Here is a 20388-nt window from a genome sequence, read left to right as displayed (position 1 = left end):
CCCCGGCCCCCGAACGGACCGAAACCGCCGCCCCCCCTGCCGCCGAATTTACCGGCCATGTGCATGAACATGCGCTCGCCGAAATGATGATGGCCGGAATGATTGTGCCCAAAATTGTGCTTGTGCATTTGATTGCTCCTTGAGTTCTATCTTACGATATATCTTAATTAGGCGTACCCGATCACCGAGTCAAGATATATCTTACGATGTATCTAAATGTCGCGCCAGAGGCTTGCTTTCGCCGGAACGCGCGGCTAGAAGGCGCTAGAGGGTCAATGACCGCTCCGTAAGCGTCTGACGTCAAGCAACGCATCCACTCCCGGTCCTCCGGGCAATTTCGCCGAAATCGGCGAACGGATGCCACATGCGAGAGACCGGATGCTTCAGGGAAACTCCACAAATGGCTGCAAGACCTCGGCGCGGGAAGCTGCCCGCGCGCTATGCCGCGATCCTCACCCCACTGGTGCTGTCGCTGTTGGATGACCTTCATCGTCTCATTCATCTCGACGTGGCTTCGACCCGGACCTGCCCTCCATCTGGATGACCGCCTGGGGCTTGTCCTGGCTGGTGGCGTTTCCGACGCTGATCTTGGTGCTGCCGATGGTGCGCCGCATCGTCGGGGTGCTGTGTGAGCCAGCGAGGCGGTAGAACCAGCGATCAGAGGCCCGGGGATTCTCCGGGCCTTCTCATGTCACCGCTACCAGCGGCCCTCGCGCCGGTTCCAGCCGTAGAGGAGATCGGCGAAGCGATCATAGGCAAGGCGGGTCAGCGGCAGCATGAGCCGATTGCCGAACAGGCTAGCCAGCCAGCCCTCGCCCGGCGTGATCCGCCAGACCGCGATCGCGACATCGGCGCCAACGAGCAATCCGCCCTCGGCATCGGTCGCATGCAGCCGGCGGCGGATGTCCTCGAGCGAGGCGCCGTGCAACGACAGCGCATCCGGCTCCAGGTTGATGTCGCGGAACTCGACCCGCCCGGCCTTGACCGCCGCGATCAGCCGCCGCTTCTGCCTGCCGATGCCGGCATCGCAGACCGGACAGCGGGTGTTGTACCAGACGGTCAGCATTGGCCCTGCCCTGCCATCAATCACTTGCCGCGCATCGCGGCCTTTGGCCCGATGCATGTGTTGTCGCGAAACAGCGCCCACTCCTCGCACAAGCGTCCGTTGGGCAGGCGGCAAAACCCGTAATCGTTGCCAGCCTTGTCCCTCCTGACCACGAAGCGGCCGCCGATCGCACCGCAATGGACCGATGCCGGATTGGCCATACCGAGCTGTTTTGGCGGACCGGCATCGGCCTGGGTCCAGGAGAACGCGGCGAGACTGATGGCCAATATCGAGACATTTCTCATCGCGGTTCTCCCTAGCTCATGACGCAGATCCGTCTTGCGGCAAGATGCCATAGGCGGCAAGGTCCGGAAACGGCGCCGATTTGCATCATCCAAGTGAGGTGATGATCTCGCGGCGCCCATCTCGCCCAGTTGCTTCCTGGCGGCATCGAGCCGCTTGGGTGACTCGCGCACATTCTTGGCGCCCTGCTCCGTCCAGTTCATCAGCACGATGTAGCTTGTCATGGCACACCTCCCGCCGGGGCCACGGAGCACGGCGCTCAGGCCGCGGGTCTGTCGACACGGCCTCGACCGGGGCGGGCTTCCGGGGTTGTCGCCCGAAAAATGCGTCCGACATCGGATTATCCTCCCGCTGCCAACGTCCCGCAAGCACTACCGCGCCGGCACCATGAGGGAACGGCCAATTGAAGCCGGTTTAAAACGCAGTTTGATTGCGGCAATCTCCGTCGTGGCCTCAGCTCGGCAAAACGTCCGAGGCCAGCCCAGCCGGAGAACCTCATGCGCGAGACAACGGACCTGCCGCCGCAACAGATCGACATTCCCGCCGCCTGGACCGGCGAGGACATGGCAAGGCACCCTGAACAATGGCTTGTCGAACTCGAGCGGCAAGACGTGGCAGAGTTGGAAGCCGCCGCGGCCTGCTTTCTTGCCGGCTCGCGCGATATCGGCGGCCTGACCAAGGCGGATTTCCCCTTGCCCCGTCTGGCCGGCCATCTTGCCGCCCTTCGCGAAAAGCTGATCGCTGGCATCGGCTTCGAGGTTCTGCGCGGTCTGCCGGTCGAAAGATATTCCGCCGAGATGGCGGCAACCATCTTCTGCGGTGTGGGCGCCCATCTGGGAAGCGCCCGCTCGCAGAATGCCCAGGGCCACATCCTCGGCCATGTCCGCGACATCGGCGCCGACGCCAGTGACACCACCACCCGCATCTACCAGACGGCGGAGCGCCAGACGTTTCACACCGATTCCGCCGATGTCGTCGGCCTGCTCTGCCTGCGCGATGCCATGCAAGGCGGCGAGTCCCTGCTGGTCAGCACGGTGACGATCTACAATGAGATGCGCGAAAGCCGGCCGGATCTCGCCCGCCTGCTGTTTGATCCGATCGCCACCGACCGACGCGGCGAAATACCGGAGGGGCAAAAGCCCTATTTCGAAATCCCGGTGCTCAACTGGCATGCCGGGCTGCTGACCGGTATCTACCAGCGCCAGTACATTGACAGCGCGCAACGCTTTCCCGATGCGATGCGCCTCACTCCAGCCCATGTGGAGGCACTGGACCTCTTCGACAGCCTTGCCAATGATCCCCGGCTGAACCTGTCGATGCGGCTGCGGCCGGGCGACATGCAGTTTGTCTATAATCATTCGCTGCTGCACGACCGTATGGGTTTTCGCGATTGGCCTGAAACGGCCAAGCGGCGTCACATGCTACGTCTATGGCTCTCGATCCCCGGCGACCGTCCGCTGCCGGACTGCTTCCGGCAGCGCTATGGCTCGATAGAGATCGGCGACCGGGGCGGCATCATCGTCAAGGGAACGCGGCTGAACGTGCCGTTGCTTTGACGCCAGAAACGAAAAAGGGCGCCAACCGGCGCCCTTGACTCTTCGTCACAAAAACGAACTTAGCTGTCCAGGAAGCTGCGCAGCTTGCGCGAACGGCTCGGATGCTTGAGCTTGCGCAGCGCCTTGGCTTCGATCTGGCGGATGCGCTCGCGGGTGACCGAGAACTGCTGGCCGACTTCTTCCAGCGTGTGGTCGGTGTTCATGCCGATGCCGAAGCGCATGCGCAGAACGCGCTCCTCGCGCGGCGTCAGCGAGGCCAGAACGCGCGTGGTCGTCTCGCGCAGATTGGCCTGGATCGCCGCGTCGATCGGCAGGATCGCCATCTTGTCCTCGATGAAATCACCGAGGTGCGAATCCTCCTCGTCGCCGACAGGCGTTTCGAGCGAGATCGGCTCCTTGGCGATCTTCAAGACCTTGCGCACTTTTTCGAGCGGCATTGCGAGCTTTTCGGCCAGTTCTTCCGGCGTCGGCTCGCGGCCGATCTCGTGCAGCATCTGGCGCGAGGTGCGCACGATCTTGTTGATCGTCTCGATCATGTGCACCGGGATGCGGATGGTGCGCGCCTGGTCGGCGATCGAACGCGTGATCGCCTGCCGGATCCACCATGTCGCGTAGGTCGAGAACTTGTAGCCGCGGCGGTATTCGAATTTGTCGACCGCCTTCATCAGGCCGATATTGCCTTCCTGGATCAGGTCGAGGAACTGCAGGCCGCGATTGGTGTATTTCTTGGCGATCGAGATGACGAGGCGCAGATTGGCCTCGACCATTTCCTTCTTGGCGATCGCGGCTTCGCGCTCGCCCTTCTGCACCTGGTTGACGATCTTGCGGAATTCCAGGATCGAGATCGCCGTTTCGGTGGCCAGGTGCTGGATCTCGGCGCGCAGGTCCTTGATCGCATCCTTCTCGTTCTTGGTGAATTCCTTCCAGCCGCGCGAGGTCAGGTTGGCGATCGAGCGCGTCCAGTTCGGATCGAGCTCGGAGCCCTGATATTCCTTCAGGAACTCCTCACGACGCACGCCGTAGCTTTCGGCCAGCCGCAGGAGCTTGCCCTCGTTCTGCACCAGGCGCTTGTTGATGTCGTAGAGCTGCTCGACCAGCGCCTCGATGCGCGCGGTGTTGAGCGACAGCGACTTCACCGCCTTGATCAGCTGGTCCTTCAGCTCCTTCAGCCGGCGGTCCTGGCTGGGCGACAGCGTGCCGGCGGCGGCAAGCCTGTTCTCGACCTGCTGGTCCTGCAGCTTGCGCAGCTTCTTGTAGGTGTCGGCGATGACGTCGAGCGTCTCCATCACCTGCGGGCGGAGTTCCGCTTCCATCGCCGCCAGCGACAGGCTCGCCTCGTCCTCGTCTTCCTCGTCGTCGTCGCCAATGCCGCGCGTATCGGCACCGACATTGGTGATGTCGTCTTCATCGTCGCGTCCGCGACGCGGCTTTTCCTCGGCCTTGGGCGCTTCCTCGACGCGTTCGACCACCGGCGCCTGCTTGGCTTCGGGGCCGGCATAGGTGGCTTCGAGATCGATGATCTCGCGCAGCAGGATCTTGGATTCGTTGAGCTCGTCGCGCCAGATGATGATGGCCTGGAAGGTCAGCGGGCTTTCGCACAGGCCCGCGATCATCGTCTCGCGGCCGGCCTCGATGCGCTTGGCGATGGCGATTTCGCCTTCGCGCGACAAAAGCTCCACCGAGCCCATTTCGCGCAGATACATGCGCACCGGATCGTCCGTGCGGTCGGTCGGCTCTTTCTTGGTGGTGGTGGCCGCGACGGCGGTGCCGGTCTGCTCGGCCAGCTCGTTGGCGTCTTCCTCGGCATCGGCGGCGGTGTCGCCGGCCTCGGTCTCTTCGCCCTGCTCGTCGTCCTCGACGACATTGATGCCCATGTCGGACAGCATCGCCATCGTGTCTTCGATCTGCTCGGAGGTCACTTCCTCGGAAGGCAGCACCGAATTCAGCTCGTCCATGGTGACATAGCCGCGCTTCTTAGCGGCCTTGATCATCTTCTTGACAGCATCATCGGAAAGGTCGAGCAGGGGCCCATCGGTGGCGCCTTCGCGTTCGGTCTCGACCTCTTCCTTTTCCTTTGTCGCCATAGTCTTTATCTTCTCCTAGCGGCCGGCCATCGGGGCCGCTCAAGCTGTCGGACCAGTCAAATCGGATACGCCCGTTTTTCTAAACGCGCTTCACCCGGTCTATGAACTGCATCCACTCTTTTGTTTGCTGCATGCCGTTGCCCCAAAACCGGTTCCACTCTTGGGCGGCATACATTAAGTCCAGATTAACCCTGATATCTGTGGCAGCCGGGCCGCCTGTCCAGTGATCAAGTCCCTTGCATCGCTTGTTTCCCGTCGATGCGGGTGCGGGTTAACGTTTCGAATCGTCCTGATTCCGCCATTCTGTCCGAAGGTCAAGCGCCACTGGCATGATTCGCATGAAAAAAGCGAATCAATTACCCGACTTAGCGCGCCTCGCCGCCAAGGGAAGCGTGGCGGCGCCTTCATTTCTGTACGCAGTTGCACTAGGCTCGCCCGGCCCTGCCCGACGATACGCCGAATCCTTCGATCAGCGCTTCCGTCGCTTGTACATCCTGAAATTGCGCCTGAATTTCGATCAGATGGCGGAAGTTTTCGTCCGAAGGATCCGCCTCGAGCGCCGCTTCCGCCTGTTTCAGCTCCTTATGTAAGGTGCGCGCGCTGCGCTGCAAGTGCAGCGCCTGGTTGAGCGCGTCGCGGGCATCCTCGAGCGCCGCCGTTTCCAGCGCAGGCCACTGCCGCGCCCGCTTGATCAGGCCGACGGCGCGCTCCCAGATTTCGGCGCAGCCGGCACGCTCGATCGTCGCCACCACCGCGTGCCGGTCATTGGCCATGTCGTGCGCCATCGCATCGAGGATCGCGGCGTGCAACCGCGTCAGGTCGGAATTGGCGAGGTCGAGAAACTCGACATGGGCGAAATTCTCGTCGATCAGCGCCGGATGGTTGACCAATGCGACGATGATGGTCGCCTCGCGCACCGACATTCCCTCGCCGCGCCTGACCAGCGCCGACTGGCCAAGGCTTTCGGTGATCGCCATGCGGCCGCCGCCAGGCTTCGCGAATTGGCCGCCGGGTGCGGCTGCCTTGCCCTGCTGCCCCGGTTTCCAGTCCTGGCGCCCTTGCCGCGTATCGCGCTGCGAGCCGAAGAAGCTTTTTTCGCGCTCGCGCATTTCCTGCTGGTAGTGATAGCGCGTGCTTTCGTCGCGGATGCGGCTGGCGAGTTCGCGCAGCGTCTTTCCCAGTTCCGCCCGCCGTTCCGGCGTGTCGAAGACGCCGCCCGCCGTCTCGCGCATCCAGAGCAGATCGACCAGCGGCCGCGCGTCGGCCAGTACGGCGCGGAAGGCGTCCGGCCCCTCGGCCTTGACCAGATCGTCGGGGTCCTTGCCTTCCGGCAGCAGCGCGAAGCGCGCCGAGCGTCCGGCCTGGACCGAAGGCAGTGCCAGGTCGGCTGCCCGCCATGCCGCCTTCAGCCCGGCCTTGTCGCCGTCGAAGCACAGCATCGGCTCCGGCGCCATGCGCCACAGAAGTTCGAGCTGGTTTTCGGTGAGCGCGGTGCCAAGCGGCGCCACGACGTTCTCGAAACCGGCCTGCGCCAGCGCGATCACGTCCATGTAGCCTTCGACCGCGATCACCGTGCCGCCTTTCGCCAATGCCTTGCGGGCGCGGGCGAAATTGTAGAGCACATTGCCCTTGTGGAAGAGCTCGGTATCGGGCGAGTTCATGTATTTGGCGAGCGCATCCGGCGCCAGCGCGCGACCGCCGAAGGCGATGATCTTGCCGCGCGAATCCGGGATCGGGAACATGATGCGGTCGCGGAACCAGTCATAGGAGACCGGAATGTCGTCGCCATGGCGCACCAGGCCGCAGGCCTCGATATCGGCTTTCGGCACGCCCTTGGCCGCCAGATGCTCCTTCAGCGCATTGCGGCTGTCGGGCGCGAAGCCGAGCCGGAACGACTGCTGTGTCGCCGGCGTCAGCCCACGATCCCTGAGATAGGCGCGGGCCTTGGCGCCCTCGGGACCTTGCAGGCGTTCCTGGAAGAAGACGGTCGCCATCTCCATGACATCGGTCAGGCTGGCGCGTTCCTTCTCGCGCCGCTCCTCCTGCGCGTCGCGGACCGGCATCGGCACGCCGGCCATGTCGGCGATCTTCTCGACCGCCTCGGGAAAGCTCAACCCCTCGAGTTCGGTGAGGAACTTGAAATGATCGCCCGAGACCGAGCAGCCGAAACAGTGGTAACGCCCCTTCTTGTCCTCGCAATGGAAGGACGGGCTCTTCTCGCCATGGAACGGACAGCAGGCCCAATAGTCGCCGCGCGACGCATTGGTCTTCTTGCGATCCCACGCGACGCGCTGGCCGATGACCGAGGAAATCGGCACACGGTCGCGTATCTCATCGAGGAAGGCGGGTGGAAAGCGCATATGGCAACTCGTTTCGCCACCATATAATCATGCCCGCGATTTCAGACGACCCCTAATGCGGACGATGCCCGGTTTCCACAGGGGAAACAAAAGCGGTCGCGGCCATATCTCAACAGAGGCGCGATCTTATGCGGCATCCTTGCGCAACGCGCGCACAGCCGGCTGTTCGTGTCTCATCGCCTGAGCCAGATCGTAATTGGTCTGCATCGACAGCCAGGCACGGGCGGTACTGACGCCTGCCATCTCCAATCGGACGGCGAGGTTCGGACTGATTGCCGCGCGACCATTGAGGACACGCGAAAGCGCCACGCGCGACATGCCAAGACGTTCGGCAGCGTCCTTCACGGACAGTTCCAACGGTGCAAGCACGTCTTCGCGGAGCAGTTCACCAGGGTGAGGAGGGTTCTTCATCATCATCATCTCTGTCCGTCAGTGGTAGTCCTGGTAGTCAACCAATTCGACATTGGCTCCCGCGAACCGAAAGGTTACGCGCCAATTGCCGTTGACCCACATCGACCAATGTCCTTTCAACTCGCCTTTGAGCGGATGCAGTCTGAAGGCGGGTATGTTCAGGTCCTGAGGGCCGGCGGCCACGTCGAGCAGAGCAAGGATACGGCCGAGCTTGCCAGCATGCGCGGCCTGAATTCCTCGTGTCGAGCCCGTTTGAAAAAAGGCTTCGAGGCCCTTGTGCCGAAACCCGACAATCATGACCACCAATGTATCCCGTAACTATACAAGATACAACCCTTCGCGGCTCGATCGGTCAGGTTCCAGATTTGCGCCGACGTCACCAGCGCCAAGAAGGCGGCCTGCGAGCCGCCTCCTCATGAAAGGCCAGCGAGATGCCGGCGGTCGTCAGTGCTTACTGCGCGGCAAGCGCACCGAAGACGACGCCGGAGAGGATGCCGACCAGCACATAGTCATTGCCGACGCGAATCCATTCCTGGCCACGGCCGGGGCGGTGCAGGCCGTAGCGGCCATAGTCGCGGATCGGCTGGTGGCGCTTCCAGTTGGAATATTTCTGGCCATTGCGCCAATGGTTGCGCTTCACCACGACCTTCTTCTTGAAGACACGCTTCTTCACATCCCTGTGGTCGCCGGGCTTCTGCCAGTCGACCTTGGTGTAGTTCGACTGCGGCGCGACCGGCGCATTCATCGGCGCGGCCTGGCCGGTGAGCGAGGTGGCGGCCAGCATCGAGAAAGCGAGAGCGGAAAGAACAATGCGTTTCATCGGAAGTCTCCTTGGTTGTCGATGCCCCAGGAATAGCCGCCAGCGGATGAACTGAAACTGAACATTCACATTACAATTGCGTAATGATTTCCTCTTCTTATTCCAGAGATTTGAACATCATCGCAAAGATGGCGCCGAAGCGGACCGCGCCGATCGACCGCACAAGCCCTTGCAATCAGTTGCGGCCTGTCCATTTCCGACACTGGCCGTCGCCTTGCGGCTGCCCTTGAAATGGACAATTTTTTATTATCCGGCTAAAATATTCCGGCTATATTCCAAGGCTGCCATGACCATGATTCGTACCCTCGCTTTCGCCACCGGTCGCCACGCTGCCCGCGGCGCGCGCCATGCCCGCATGCAGGCACCGCGATGAGTGGCTCCGTCGTCCTTCTGCATCTGGCCGGCGCGGTCGCGCTGATGCTGTTTGCCACCCGCATGGTCAAGACCGGCGTCGAGCGCGCCTATGGCGACGTGCTGCGTCATCGCCTGCGCGCCACCATGCGCAATCCCATCATGGCGGTGCTGGCCGGCACCGGCCTTGCGATCGCCCTGCAAAGCTCCACCGCCGTCACCTTGCTGGTCGGCTCCTTCGCCGGCTCCGGCATCGTCACGGGCGCCGCCGGCCAGCTCGCCGTGCGCGGCGCCGAGATCGGCTCGGCTTTGGTGGTCAAGCTCCTGACCTTCGACCTCACGCTCCTGGTGCCGCTCTGCCTGATCACCGGGACAGTGATGTTCATGGCCACCGAGCGGCGCGACTGGCGCCAGACCGGCCGCATCCTGGTCGGCATCGGCCTTCTGATCCTGTCGCTGGAGATGATCGGCCAGGCGTCGGAGCCGCTGCGCAACAGCCAGCTCATGCCGGTCATCATCAATTATTTCTCCAGCGATTCCATCACCGCCTATCTGCTGGCGGCGCTGGTCACCTGGCTGTTCCAGTCGAGCATCGCGGCAGTCCTGCTGATGGCGACGCTGGCCGGCCGCGGCCTGATCAGCCCGGAACTCGGCGTCGTCCTCATCCTCGGCGTCAATCTCGGCTCCTCGATCATCGCGCCGATGCTGACCCGCTCGGCCGGGCCCGCCGTGCGCGTCGTGCCGATCGGCAATTTGCTGATGCGCGGGCTGGGCTCGCTGGTCATGCTGATCCTGTTCATGATCGTGCGGCCGCATGTCGGGTTCCTCGGAGCGACGGCTGCCGACCAGATCGTCAACGCCCACATCCTGTTCAACGTCATCATCCTGCTCGCCGGCCTGCCGCTGGCCGGTTTCGTCTACCGCGCCTCCGAAAGGATCGTGGCGCTCGGCACCAAGGCGACGCCGGCCGCCACGCTCGACGTCGTCGAACTCTCCGCCCTCAACGAAAGCGCCCTCGACGTGCCGAGCCAGGCCTTGGCCAACGCCACGCGCGAAGTGGTGCGGGTCTGCGAGACGGTCGAGATCATGCTCAAGCGCATCATCGAACTCTACGAGAGCGCCGACACCGACAAGATCAAGGCGCTGGCCGCCCTCGACGACCGTGTCGACCGCAGGCACGCGGCCATAAAACTCTACCTTGCCAAGGTCACCAAGAACCGGCTGACCGAAGACGAGGCGCTGCGCTGCCAGGAGTTGATCGGCGCCTGCGTCAAGCTCGAGCAGGTCGGCGACATCATCGTGCGCAACATGCTGGTGCATGTGAAGAAGAAGCTCGAACACGGCCTGGAGTTCACGCCCGAAGGCTGGCGCGAACTCTTTGCGTTCCACGCCTCGGTGCTGGCCAATGCCCGGCTTGCCTTCAACGTGCTGGTGTCGCGCGACCCCGAAACCGCCCGCCAGCTGGTGCTGGAAAAGGACCAGTTGCGCGACCGCGAGAAGGAAACCAGCGCCAGCCATTTTCTGCGGCTGCGCGAAGGCACCGCCAGGAGCGTCGAAACCAGCTCCATCCACCTCGACACCATCCGCGACCTCAAGCAGATCAACTCGCTGCTGGCATCGATGGCCTACCCCGTGCTGGAAGAGCGCGGCCTGCTCTTCGGATCGCGGCTGAAGGCGAGCTAAGGCAAGCGCCGCTTTTTCCCTTCTCCCCCTGTGGGAGAAGGAAGAACCGCCCTGCATCCACTCAATAAAACCTAAACCGGCGGCAAAAATTTCTGGATTGCCTGCCGCCTCTATCCATGGTTTGAGCCCATCATTCCGGGGGTTCTTTTTCATGTCGCTGCCGCTCATCGCCCTGTTCATTGCCGCCTTCGCGTTCGGCACCACCGAATTCGTCATCGCCGGCGTGCTGCCGCAGGTGGCGCAAGGGCTCGGCGTTTCGGTTCCGACCTCCGGCTATCTCGTCTCCGGCTATGCCTGCGGCATCGCCATCGGCGGCCCGCTGCTGGCGCTCGCCACCAAGCGCCTGCCGCGCAAGACCTTGCTGCTCGGCCTCGCCGTCGCCTTCACCATCGGCCAGGCGGCCTGCGCGCTGGCGCCCGACTTCACCTCCATGCTGTTGCTGCGCATTGCCGTCGCGGTCGCGCATGGCGCCTATTTCGGCGTCGCCATGGTCGTCGCGGTCGGCCTGGTGCGGGAGGATCAGCGCGGCATGGCGGTCGCCGTCATCCTGTCGGGCCTCACCGTCTCCAACGTCATCGGCGTGCCGGCCGGCACCGCGATCGGCAACATCTGGGGCTGGCGCGCCACCTTCTGGGTGATGGGCGCGCTGGGCGTGGCGGCAACGCTTGCCATGGCCGCCCTGTTGCCGCGCGCCACCGGATATCAGGCCAAATCGGCCAGCCTTGCCAGCGAGATCCGCGTGCTGGCGCGCCAGCAGGTCTGGACCTCGCTGATCCTGATGCTGATGCTGATGCTCGGCCAATTCTGCCTGTTCACCTACATCACCCCGACGCTGCTGGACGTCACGGGGCTCGACGAGAACCTGGTGCCCTGGGTACTGCTGCTCAACGGCGTCGGCGCCACGCTCGGCGTCTTCCTCGGCGGCAAACTGTCGGACTGGAAATTGATGCCGTCGCTGATCGCCATGCTGGTCCTGCAGGCGGTGACGCTGGCCGTCATCTATGCCGTCAGCCCCTACCCCGTGCCGATGGTTGTCGCGATCATCGTCTGGGGCGGGCTCAACTTCGCCATCGGCACCCCGATCCAGACCCGCATCCTGGCCTGGACGGCGGACGCCTCCGGCCTCGCCGCCTCGCTCATCCCTTCCGGCTTCAATATCGGCATCGCGCTGGCCGCGTCGCTCGGCGCCGCAATGCTCAATGCCGGCTATGGTTACCGCAGCCTGCCGGTTGCTGGCGCCCTTGCCATGCTGGTCGCCGTCATCGTCGCCATTGCCTCGCATGTCTGGGAACGCCGTGCCGACGTGACGCCGCCCCTGCCGGCGGCCGCCGAATAGAAAATCGCACCCGCGCCGGTGCGGCAGCCGCAATTCTCGCGCTGGCTCTAAGATCAGGCGCAAAGGCGATAGCGCCTACAGATCGATCCGGAACCGCAGGCTTTCCGCTCCGCCATAGGCGGCATCCTCGAAGAAGCGTTCGACCAGCCTGCCGCCATTGGCCAGGATCACCTTGTGCGAGGCCGGATTGCCCGGCTTGGCGGTGATCTCGACATAGGGCAGGCCGATCGCCCTCGCCTCGTCCAGCATCAGCCGCAAGGCCTGCGTGGCATAGCCGCGTCCCCGCTTCCACGGCACCACGGCATAGCCGATATGGCCAAGCACGTGCGATGGCAGTTCGGCCGTTCCCTTCTGCCAGCGAAAGCCGATCGAGCCCGAGGCCTCGCCGTCCCAGATCCAGCGGCGGAATCCCGGCAGGCGTGGCGCCTGTGTTCCGTCCGGCAAGGCGATGGGCGGCCCCTTGGCTTCGGTATCGTCGAGACTGGCCAGGAAGGCGGCCGGATCTTCCTCGATGGCCGCGAGTTGTTCGCGCGTCGCTTCCAGCAGCCGCACATTGTCCGGCGACCAGCCGCGTTCGAGCGCCGCCTTGTAGGATGGCAGATGTTCAAGCGCCGGTTTGACGATCTCGACCATGGTCGATGCTTCCTGAAACGAAGCAGGCATAGCCCTGGACGGCTGGGCGCTCAAGCCGCGTGGAAGCGGATCTCGCCCTTGTTCAGGAAGCAGGCCTTGTTGAACAGCGACAGGTCGAGCGGGTTCGGCAGCCTGATGTCGCCGATATCGGGGACCGGCTTGACCGCGGGATCGTAGGACCGGTCGATCTGCGAGATGAAGACCAGGATGACGCCGTTCTCGCGTGCGAAAGCCTTCAGCGTGCGGACCTGCTGCGCCAGGTCCGGATTCGCCCGCTTCTGGTCGAGCAGCTGCAAATAGTCGATGACCGCCAGCGTGCCGCGCGGCGCCGATGCCAACCGCCCGACGATGTAGTCGGCGTTGATGGCATCGGAATTGTCGAACTCGAACAGTCGGTCGAACCGGGCCGGCTCGACCCCGATCGCGCGGAACCTGTCGATGATGTCGGCATGCGTATATTCCAGCGTGAAGAACACGCTACGGTGGCCCGACTTCATCGCTTCCACCGCGAGTTCGAGGCTCATCAGCGTCTTGCCGTGCCCCGGACGCGCGCCGACCAGCACGAGGTCGCCGGGCGCCAATCGGGCAAACAATCCGCCGGCGGGTCCCGCCTCGGCGGCCTTGGCCGCAAGCAGGCTCCAGCTCGCAAAACCTTCTTGCGCAGCGACGCTGTCAAGCGCCTGGTGGAGCGGTATCTTCGTCTCACGAGCCAACAGCCTGGCCTGGCGCTTCAGAAGATAGACGGGGGCGGATAGCCTCATCGCAAAAACCTCCTGGTGTGAGCAATTTTCGCAACCCCTCCTTATGCCATGCCAAACCGCACGGCGGTTTGGCAGATGTGCTCGAACAGTCGGTTCAATGATTGGATGGCCCCGCATGAACGATGCTTTCCCGGCGAGCCTTGCCGCAAGCCTTGAGCCAGCATGGCGGCCTATGACGGCCGCGCGTTGGCCTGGGCACTTCGCGCATACTTGCTCGTGCGCTAAACAAGATGTGTTTCGCCTGATGGCGCGCGGCATTTTATGATTGTCCCCAGGTGATTCACCGTGGGAATCACGAAACGGCTTCGACAGGAGAATGGGTCCGGTGCGGTTGATATCTGTCCCCTTGGGTGTCGTTGCGCTCCTCGGTCTCCTCGTCGCCGTCATGGCCTTGACGGTATCGGCCCGGTCCTTTGCCGCGCCGTCGGCCGTTCCGGCCTGGCTTCAAGCCCATGTCGGCGACGGCGACGGCCAGATTTCGCAAGTGGTGCTGGAGCGGGCGCGCGCGCTTTACCTGAAGAAGGTGGCGCAGGGCGCTGTCAGGAATCCATGCTACTTCGCCATGGACGCCACCCGTCCCGGCGATCTCGGCAATGGCGTGCTCGGGCGCCGCTACTATGTCGTGTGCGAAGCCAGCCAGTCGTTTCGCGCGATTTCGTCGGGCCACGGTGCCGGCCGAAACCTCAAGGGTACCGTCGATTTCTCGAACGGCAGGCGCTGCGCCAGGAATTTCGGCAATGCCATGGATTCGGAACTGACCGCTGGCGGCGCCTACATGACCCGTGAAGCGAAGACCTCGTTCAAGGGCTTCTATCGCACCGCCGCGAAACAGGACGTGGCTTTCCAGCGCACCTTCATCCAGTTCGACGGTGAAGGCGAGGCCGCCAACGCAAGGCAGCGCGTGATCGGCGGCCACGCGGCGCAGGTGCTGCGCGGCATGTGCCTGCGCAAGAGCCCGAAAAGTTCCTACGCCGACCATGACGGCATGGTCCCGTTCGGCAAGCTGGTGGACTATGCCGGCGGCCGCAGCAATGGCTGCACCAGCTGGTCGCCGACCGATGCCGCGCAGCTCATCGCGATGGTCAAGGACAATCCGACGACGCTCTACATTTATCCGGAATCGCGCGACATCGCCGCCGTCGCGGGCGGCCATTCCTCATCGGGCACCTATTGGAACGCATCCTGCCTGAAGGAAATCGGCACGCCGAAATTCTGGCCGCGAAAGACCCTTGAGCCGGTCATTGCCCAGTACAAGAAGGATCATCCCGCACCACCCGCGCAGCCGCTGCCGATCTGCAAGGAACCGTAAGACATACCCACGGCCCCCCGCTCCGGCTCAGCGCAGGAAATCGAGCACGGCCCGCCTGAACTCGGCGGGATATTCCACGTTCGACAGGTGGACCGCGGGCAGCACGACAAGCTTTGCGCCGGGCACCGTTGCCGCGATCAACTCGCTGTGGCTCGCCGCCGTCACCGTGTCGTGCTCGCCGGCGATCACCAGCGTCGGCCGGGAGATCAACGCCACCGTGCGGCGAAGGTCGGCATCGCGAACCGCCGCGAACAGACCGGCCAGGCCTTGCCGGTCGATCGCAAGCAGCATAGCGCGGAATTCCTCGATGACCGGTTCGTTTGCCGCCACCATCCGGGCGGGAAACCAGTTGTTGAGGAACACTTCGGCGGTTTCCGACATGTCCGGCGCCTGCCGCACGACGGCAATCCGCTCGTCGAAGTAACTTGCCGGCGCCAGACGGGACGAAGTGTTGCTCAGGATCAGCCGGTCGATCCGCTCGGGTGCGTGGATGCCGAGCCACTGGCCGACGAAACCGCCCAGCGACAGGCCGAGGAAATGCACACGTTCAAGGCCGAGCCCATCGATGAGTTCGATTACGTCGCGGCCAAGCCGGTCGAGGGAATAGGCGCCGACTGGCACGCTCGATCCGCCATGGCCGCGAAAATCGTAGCGCAGAACGCGGAAATGCCTGGACAACTCGCCGACCTGCCCATCCCACATGTGCAGCGTGGTGGCGATGGAGTTGGACAGCACCAACACCGGTTTTCCGGCGTCGCCGTCGAAGCGGTAGGCGATGCGCGCGCCGTCGCCTGTTGTCACGAAATTCAGCTCACTCATGATGATGTCCTCTTGGAACGTTGAATGAGGCAAAGCGTAGCTGTGGCCGGTTTTTGGTGATATTACAAAGATAGGACAATCTCTGTAATCAAAGTTGACATGGCCGAATTCACCTTGCACGACCTCCAGTGCTTCGACGCCGTCATCCGTACCGGCGGCTTTCAGCCGGCGGCTGCCATGCTGCATCGCTCGCATCCGGCGGTATTCGCCGCCGTCGCCAGGCTCGAACGACAGCTCGACCTCGTCCTTTTGGATCGCAGCGGCTATCGCGTGCGTGCGACCGAGGCGGGGCTGTCGTTCCAGCGGCGCGCGCGGCAGCTGCTGCGCGAACTGGACGGCCTGCGCGTCCATGCCGCCCAGCTTTCGATGGGCGAGGAAAGCGAAATCCATGTCGTGGTCGGCGACCTCTGCCCGCGCCCGCAGGTGCTGGGCATGCTCGGACGCTTCTTCGCCCAATGCCCTGGCACCCGTCTGCATCTCCATTTCGAAGCCGTCGGCGGCCCATGGGAGCGCCTTTTCGACGACAAAGCCGATCTGATCCTGCACTGGATCGACAAGGGCGACGCGCGGATCGAATGGATCGACCTCAGCAAGGTGCCGTTCATTCCCGTGGTGGCGCCGGGCTTTTTGCCCGCGCGCATCGAACGACCGGTCACATTGGAGAAGATGCAGGCATTCACCCAATGCGTGATGCGCGACACCGCCCTGCATTCGCCACGACAGGACTACTTCGTGGTCGAGGGCGCGCCGCAATGTCTGGTCCCCGATCAAGCCATGAAGAAGGAAATCATCCTGCAAGGCCTCGGCTGGGGCCACCTGCCCCACTTCCTGATCGCGGAAGAGCTGCGCGACGGACAGCTATTATCCATTGCCGGCAGTGATTTGCCGGGCCGCACCGACGAATTGGTCGTGGCGCGCCGCCGCGACCGGCCGCATGGGCCGATCGCCAACCGTCTGTGGGATCACATCCAGCATGAGGCGCCGGCTTTGCGCCGCGCGCTGGAGCCTCGGACGGCTGCCTCCTAGTTAAGAATCCACCAGCCAGCGGAAGGCGCGGCGGATCAAGGCCTGACCGCCTTCGGTGACCGGTTCGCCATGCGCGATCAGCACCTTCTCGGCCGGCCACGCCAGGACGCGCGCGATGGCGGTCCGCGCGGCGGGCCGATCGGTGAAGGCGGCGCGGAATTTTCGCGGCACCGAGGGTTCGGCGGCCACCATCAGGTCCAGCCGGGCAACCAGCGCCCGCCAGCCCTTGAACCATCCAGGGCGGAAGTGCTGGATAAGATCGGTGAACAGAACAGTCCTGCTTGCACGATGGAAAAAGACGATCTCGGTCGTGATCCGGTTGCCGTGCATGGCGACCTGGTCGAGATCGCCGGCCCATTCGGCGGCCGGCCTGTCGCCGAGATCCCCGTCGAAACGAATGTCGCGGCGTTTCTCACGCAAGCCGGGCGATGCGTAGACCCTGGCATCGGGATAGCCGCGCTGCCAGTCGGCGAGGAAGACGTGATGGAGCGAATTGGGCGCGATCAGGAAACGCACCTCGCCCAGCGCGTCCACCTCGCTGCGAACCGCGTCGGTCAATTCGGTCGGCGACCAGACGAAGAGGCCACCGCTCGACATCCGAATAACGGCCATGCGTGTCGGATAGCGGAAGCCGGCCGCCGCCGTCACATCGGGGCCGTCCGCGATCCAGATGCCGGGGCCGAATTCGGTCAGAATGCCAACCATGTGCACAACCCTTCCAGGGGAGCCGCTTGAACTCCGGCGCGCCACATCGGACCGTTGCCGGTGAGTCCGGTCGTGTCTGCGAGCCTAAATTTTACATATGTATAAATTTACACTAAGGTATAAAAATGACAACCTCGAAGCGAACTGAACGGTCGCGAAGTCTCATCCTCGGCGCCGCCGACCAAGCGTTCCGGGAGTTCGGCTTTGCCAACACGTCGGTGGAGGAAATCGCGAAGCGCGCGGGGCTGACCCGCAAGACGGTCTACAATCTGTTCAGCTCGAAAGAAGAGATCGCGCTGCGGCTGATCGCCCGCGTCGAGGCGGAGGACGCCGCCTATCGCGCCCGCATGGCTGCGAACGAGGACGTCTTCAAATTGCTGGAGATCGTCTTTCTCGACAGTGCGCGCTGGTGCCTGGCCAATCCTTCACTCGCTAGGCTGGCCTTGGCCCCGGCCGAGCGCCCGTCCCTGCAGCCGCCGCCCGACCGCCCCTCCTTCCAGGGCCTCGTGCGGGACCTTCTCGTGCTGGGCCAGCGGCAAGGCGTCATCCGTGGCGACGACGACGCCAATTTCATGGCGCTGGTCCTGCTCGGCATATACGGCCAGGCAATGCTTTCGGCACTCTCGGCAGGTTCCTTCAGCGAGGCGGAGATCAGGCACATCATCCGCATTGTCGTCGAAGGCATCGGCGAACGCGCGCCGGACCGGATCGGCGAAAGCTGAAAGATTCGAACGAACGACAGCCAGGGAGCCCTACTGCAACAACCCCTTGACGATGCCGCTTGCCTTGCCGAAATCCATCTGGCCGGCATATTTCTGCTTCAGCGCGGCGATCACCTTGCCCATGTCCTTCTGGCTGGCGGCTCCGGTCGCGGCGATCGCCTCGCGCGCGGCCGCCGTGACCGCCGCATCGTCGAGCTGCGTCGGCAGGAAGCCGCGAATGATCTCCATCTCGCCGCGCTCCTGCGCGGCCAGCTCCGGGCGCTTGCCGTCCTCGAATGCCTTGGCCGATTCCTCGCGCTGCTTCACCATCTTGGCCAGGATCTGCAGGATTTCCTCGTCGCTGGCGGGTTCCTTGCCGGCGCCGCGGTTGGCGATGTCGCGGTCGTGGATGGCGGCCTGGATCAGCCGCAATGTCGGCAGCCTGTGCTTGTCCTGCGCCTTCATCGCGCTCTTCAGGGATTCGGCGATTTTCGCGCGCATTGGTCTCTCTCCTTCGGTCGGCGCGGACAATAGCGCCGGGGCCAAGTCAACGCAAACCCTGATATGACGAGGCAAGCCTCTGATTTTGCTTGATGAAATAAATCAAAGCCGCATTTCGCATGATCATTGACCGGCCTGCCCCCTTCCCCTATGTACTCAGCCTTGCATGAACTGAAGCTTGAATGCGTGAGGCCGCGAAATCGCCGCTTCGCGCCATTTGCCGCGCGCGTGGCCCACCGGGCCGGTTGCAGCGGCCCGATAGGAGTGCCGCCATGGCCGAAATGACGCCTGCCTGGACCACCGAAAAGCCGACCGCCCTTCTGGTGCTGGCCGACGGCACCGTCATCGAGGGTCGCGGCCTTGGCGCCACCGGCTCGGCCGTCGCCGAAGTCTGCTTCAACACGGCACTCACCGGCTATCAGGAGATCCTCACCGACCCGTCCTATGCCGGCCAGATCGTCACCTTCACTTTCCCGCATATCGGCAATATCGGCACCAATGGCGAGGACATCGAAGACCTCAACCCCGCCTCTCGCGCCGGCGCCGTCGGCGCCGTGTTCAAGGCCGATGTCACCAACCCGTCCAATTATCGCGCAGCCGGCGATCTCGACCAGTGGCTGAAGAAGCGCGGCATCGTCGCGCTCTCGGGCATCGACACCCGCGCGCTGACCGCGCTGATCCGCGAAAAGGGCATGCCCAACGCCGTCATCGCGCATGCGCCCGACGGCGTCTTTGACCTCGCCGACCTGAAGAGCCGCGCGGCCGCATGGTCGGGCCTGATCGGGCTCGACCTTGCCAAGGAGGTCACCTCGGGCCAGTCCTCGGTCTGGCGCGAGACGCCCTGGGTGTGGAACGAGGGCTTTGGCGAACAGGCTAATCCCTCCTTGCACGTCGTGGCCATCGACTACGGCGTCAAGCGCAACATATTGCGCCTGCTTGCCGGCCTCGGCGCCAAGGTGACGGTGGTTCCGGCCAGCACCGGTTCGGAAGAGATCCTTGCCATGCGGCCCGACGGCATTTTCCTCTCCAACGGCCCCGGCGATCCGGAAGCCACCGGCGACTATGCCGTGCCGGTGATCAGGGATTTGCTCAAGACCGACATCCCCGTGTTCGGCATCTGCCTCGGCCACCAGATGCTGGCGCTGGCGCTGGGCGGCAGGACCGCCAAGATGCATCAGGGCCATCACGGCGCCAACCATCCGGTCAAGGACCACACCACCGGCAAGGTCGAGATCGTCTCCATGAACCACGGCTTTGCCGTCGACGCCGACTCGTTGCCCGCGGGCGTCAAGGAAACCCATGTCTCGCTTTTCGACGGCTCGAACTGCGGCATCGCGCTCACCGGCCGCCCGGTGTTTTCGGTCCAGCATCACCCCGAGGCCTCTCCCGGCCCGCAGGATTCGCACTATCTGTTCCGCCGCTTCGTCAACCTGATCCGGCAAAAGCGCGGCGAGGAATTGCTGGCCGAGCGGGCTTGATTCCGCAAAATCGGCGACTGCGATAATATCGCTTAACAGGAAGCGATAAATCCTTGCGATCTATAGCGGCAAGCGTGAAACGACGACCTACAGCAGGCCATAGGACGTGAAGTCATGAACGCCCCGCAGATCATAAAAACCTCAACCGGCGAAGAACTGGTCGTAATCCCGAAGGCCGATTACGAGGCATTGCTGCATGCGGCCGAAGAAGCCTGGGAAGACGCTGCGGATGTGGCGATCTACGATGAGCGGAAGTCTGAGTTCAAAGCTGAAAAGGCCCTGCCCGCCGAGGTGACCATGGATATTTTGCGAGATTCCAGCCGCCTCAAGGCGCTTCGCAACTGGCGCAAGCTGACGCAAGCCGGCCTGGCGCGCACCATTGGGGTCAGTCAGGGTTTCCTGTCGGACATTGAATCCAATCGCCGCAAACCCTCCGCGCAAACCAGCACGATGCTGGCAAAGGCGTTGGATGTCCCTGGCGAATGGATTGAAGCCTGATCCCCAAC

At 63.6% G+C, this 20388-nt stretch carries 22 protein-coding genes and 1 pseudogene; 10 read left to right on the top strand and 13 right to left on the bottom strand.

Annotated elements, in window-relative coordinates:
* The first annotated feature begins 540 nt into the window (after nt 1-540).
* Nucleotides 541-648, top strand: a complete 108-nt coding sequence (locus LB569_RS32040) for a DUF2798 domain-containing protein (RefSeq protein ID WP_411970259.1) — start codon at nt 541-543, stop codon at nt 646-648.
* Between the two features lie 49 nt (nt 649-697).
* Here the strand turns inward: LB569_RS32040 and LB569_RS27720 are convergent, their stop codons facing one another.
* The 3 genes and pseudogenes from LB569_RS27720 to LB569_RS27710 form a co-directional block, all read right to left on the bottom strand.
* On the bottom strand, nt 698-1066 hold the full coding sequence (locus LB569_RS27720; protein WP_224694868.1) for a thiol-disulfide oxidoreductase DCC family protein: 369 nt from the start codon (nt 1064-1066) through the stop codon (nt 698-700).
* 20 nt (nt 1067-1086) lie between these two features.
* Nucleotides 1087-1266: a DUF333 domain-containing protein gene (locus LB569_RS27715; protein ID WP_224694871.1), complete on the bottom strand. Its 180-nt coding sequence runs from the start codon at nt 1264-1266 to the stop codon at nt 1087-1089.
* Nucleotides 1267-1458: 192 nt separating this feature from the next.
* Nucleotides 1459-1602 (bottom strand): annotated as a pseudogene (locus LB569_RS27710) (GYD family protein); the annotation flags it as partial.
* A gap of 243 nt (nt 1603-1845) precedes the next feature.
* Here LB569_RS27710 and LB569_RS27705 point away from each other — a divergent pair.
* The gene (locus LB569_RS27705; RefSeq protein ID WP_224694867.1) at nt 1846-2904 is read left to right on the top strand and encodes a TauD/TfdA family dioxygenase; all 1059 of its coding nucleotides are present in this window, start codon (nt 1846-1848) and stop codon (nt 2902-2904) included.
* 59 nt (nt 2905-2963) lie between these two features.
* Here the strand turns inward: LB569_RS27705 and rpoD are convergent, their stop codons facing one another.
* From rpoD to LB569_RS27680, 5 genes are all read right to left on the bottom strand, one after another.
* Nucleotides 2964-4988, bottom strand: a complete 2025-nt coding sequence (gene rpoD, locus LB569_RS27700) for an RNA polymerase sigma factor RpoD (protein WP_140709936.1) — start codon at nt 4986-4988, stop codon at nt 2964-2966.
* A gap of 425 nt (nt 4989-5413) precedes the next feature.
* Nucleotides 5414-7348 carry a DNA primase gene (gene dnaG, locus LB569_RS27695; protein ID WP_140709934.1) on the bottom strand — a complete coding sequence of 645 codons (1935 nt, stop codon included), beginning with the start codon at nt 7346-7348 and terminating at the stop codon, nt 5414-5416.
* Between the two features lie 126 nt (nt 7349-7474).
* Nucleotides 7475-7762 (bottom strand): HigA family addiction module antitoxin, encoded by a 288-nt coding sequence (locus LB569_RS27690; RefSeq protein ID WP_224542693.1) that lies wholly within the window; start codon nt 7760-7762, stop codon nt 7475-7477.
* A 15-nt stretch (nt 7763-7777) separates the two neighbouring features.
* Nucleotides 7778-8056 (bottom strand): type II toxin-antitoxin system RelE/ParE family toxin, encoded by a 279-nt coding sequence (locus LB569_RS27685; protein WP_140710039.1) that lies wholly within the window; start codon nt 8054-8056, stop codon nt 7778-7780.
* Nucleotides 8057-8210: 154 nt separating this feature from the next.
* The gene (locus LB569_RS27680; protein WP_224694866.1) at nt 8211-8579 is read right to left on the bottom strand and encodes an RcnB family protein; all 369 of its coding nucleotides are present in this window, start codon (nt 8577-8579) and stop codon (nt 8211-8213) included.
* A gap of 76 nt (nt 8580-8655) precedes the next feature.
* On the opposite strand from LB569_RS27680, the gene LB569_RS27675 reads away from it, so the two are divergent.
* The 3 genes from LB569_RS27675 to LB569_RS27665 all read left to right on the top strand — a co-directional run bounded on the left by LB569_RS27675 (nt 8656) and on the right by LB569_RS27665 (nt 11949).
* The gene (locus LB569_RS27675; protein WP_224694865.1) at nt 8656-8952 is read left to right on the top strand and encodes a hypothetical protein; all 297 of its coding nucleotides are present in this window, start codon (nt 8656-8658) and stop codon (nt 8950-8952) included.
* Nucleotides 8949-10613 carry a Na/Pi cotransporter family protein gene (locus tag LB569_RS27670; RefSeq protein ID WP_224694864.1) on the top strand — a complete coding sequence of 555 codons (1665 nt, stop codon included), beginning with the start codon at nt 8949-8951 and terminating at the stop codon, nt 10611-10613. The genes LB569_RS27675 and LB569_RS27670 overlap by 4 nt, the downstream gene beginning before the upstream one ends.
* Nucleotides 10614-10764: 151 nt before the next feature.
* On the top strand, nt 10765-11949 hold the full coding sequence (locus LB569_RS27665) for an MFS transporter (protein WP_224694863.1): 1185 nt from the start codon (nt 10765-10767) through the stop codon (nt 11947-11949).
* Nucleotides 11950-12024: 75 nt separating this feature from the next.
* On the opposite strand, the gene LB569_RS27660 is transcribed toward LB569_RS27665, so the two are convergent.
* Entirely contained in the window at nt 12025-12582 is a 558-nt protein-coding gene (locus LB569_RS27660) for a GNAT family N-acetyltransferase (RefSeq protein WP_224694862.1), read from the bottom strand.
* Between the two features lie 50 nt (nt 12583-12632).
* Entirely contained in the window at nt 12633-13343 is a 711-nt protein-coding gene (locus LB569_RS27655; protein WP_224694861.1) for a DNA helicase, read from the bottom strand.
* Between the two features lie 325 nt (nt 13344-13668).
* Here LB569_RS27655 and LB569_RS27650 point away from each other — a divergent pair, with 325 nt between their 5' ends.
* Entirely contained in the window at nt 13669-14652 is a 984-nt protein-coding gene (locus LB569_RS27650; RefSeq protein ID WP_224694860.1) for a murein L,D-transpeptidase catalytic domain family protein, read from the top strand.
* 27 nt (nt 14653-14679) lie between these two features.
* Here the strand turns inward: LB569_RS27650 and LB569_RS27645 are convergent, their stop codons facing one another.
* Nucleotides 14680-15471, bottom strand: coding sequence for an alpha/beta fold hydrolase (locus tag LB569_RS27645; RefSeq protein WP_224694859.1), 792 nt, complete (start codon nt 15469-15471; stop codon nt 14680-14682).
* 99 nt (nt 15472-15570) lie between these two features.
* Between LB569_RS27645 and LB569_RS27640 the strand changes: the two genes are divergently transcribed.
* Nucleotides 15571-16497 carry a LysR family transcriptional regulator gene (locus tag LB569_RS27640; RefSeq protein WP_224694858.1) on the top strand — a complete coding sequence of 309 codons (927 nt, stop codon included), beginning with the start codon at nt 15571-15573 and terminating at the stop codon, nt 16495-16497.
* On the opposite strand, the gene LB569_RS27635 is transcribed toward LB569_RS27640, so the two are convergent.
* On the bottom strand, nt 16498-17202 hold the full coding sequence (locus LB569_RS27635) for a DUF4336 domain-containing protein (RefSeq protein ID WP_224694857.1): 705 nt from the start codon (nt 17200-17202) through the stop codon (nt 16498-16500). It lies immediately after the preceding gene.
* Nucleotides 17203-17327: 125 nt separating this feature from the next.
* Here LB569_RS27635 and LB569_RS27630 point away from each other — a divergent pair, with 125 nt between their 5' ends.
* Nucleotides 17328-17924 (top strand): TetR/AcrR family transcriptional regulator, encoded by a 597-nt coding sequence (locus tag LB569_RS27630; RefSeq protein WP_224694856.1) that lies wholly within the window; start codon nt 17328-17330, stop codon nt 17922-17924.
* Nucleotides 17925-17954: 30 nt separating this feature from the next.
* Here LB569_RS27630 and LB569_RS27625 read toward each other — a convergent pair whose 3' ends face one another.
* Nucleotides 17955-18404 carry a GatB/YqeY domain-containing protein gene (locus tag LB569_RS27625; protein WP_027054791.1) on the bottom strand — a complete coding sequence of 150 codons (450 nt, stop codon included), beginning with the start codon at nt 18402-18404 and terminating at the stop codon, nt 17955-17957.
* 272 nt (nt 18405-18676) lie between these two features.
* Between LB569_RS27625 and carA the strand changes: the two genes are divergently transcribed.
* Together carA and LB569_RS27615 are read left to right on the top strand one after the other, a co-directional pair.
* A complete protein-coding gene (gene carA / locus LB569_RS27620) occupies nt 18677-19882 on the top strand; it encodes a glutamine-hydrolyzing carbamoyl-phosphate synthase small subunit (RefSeq protein WP_224694855.1) in 1206 nt (401 codons plus the stop codon).
* 114 nt (nt 19883-19996) lie between these two features.
* Nucleotides 19997-20380, top strand: coding sequence for a helix-turn-helix domain-containing protein (locus LB569_RS27615; protein WP_224694854.1), 384 nt, complete (start codon nt 19997-19999; stop codon nt 20378-20380).
* Nucleotides 20381-20388 lie beyond the last annotated feature (8 nt).

Source organism: Mesorhizobium sp. BH1-1-4 (assembly GCF_020165665.1).
Lineage (GTDB): Bacteria > Pseudomonadota > Alphaproteobacteria > Rhizobiales > Rhizobiaceae > Mesorhizobium.
Note: the sequence above shows the minus strand (reverse complement) of the source record. Positions and strands in the feature narration are given on the sequence as shown.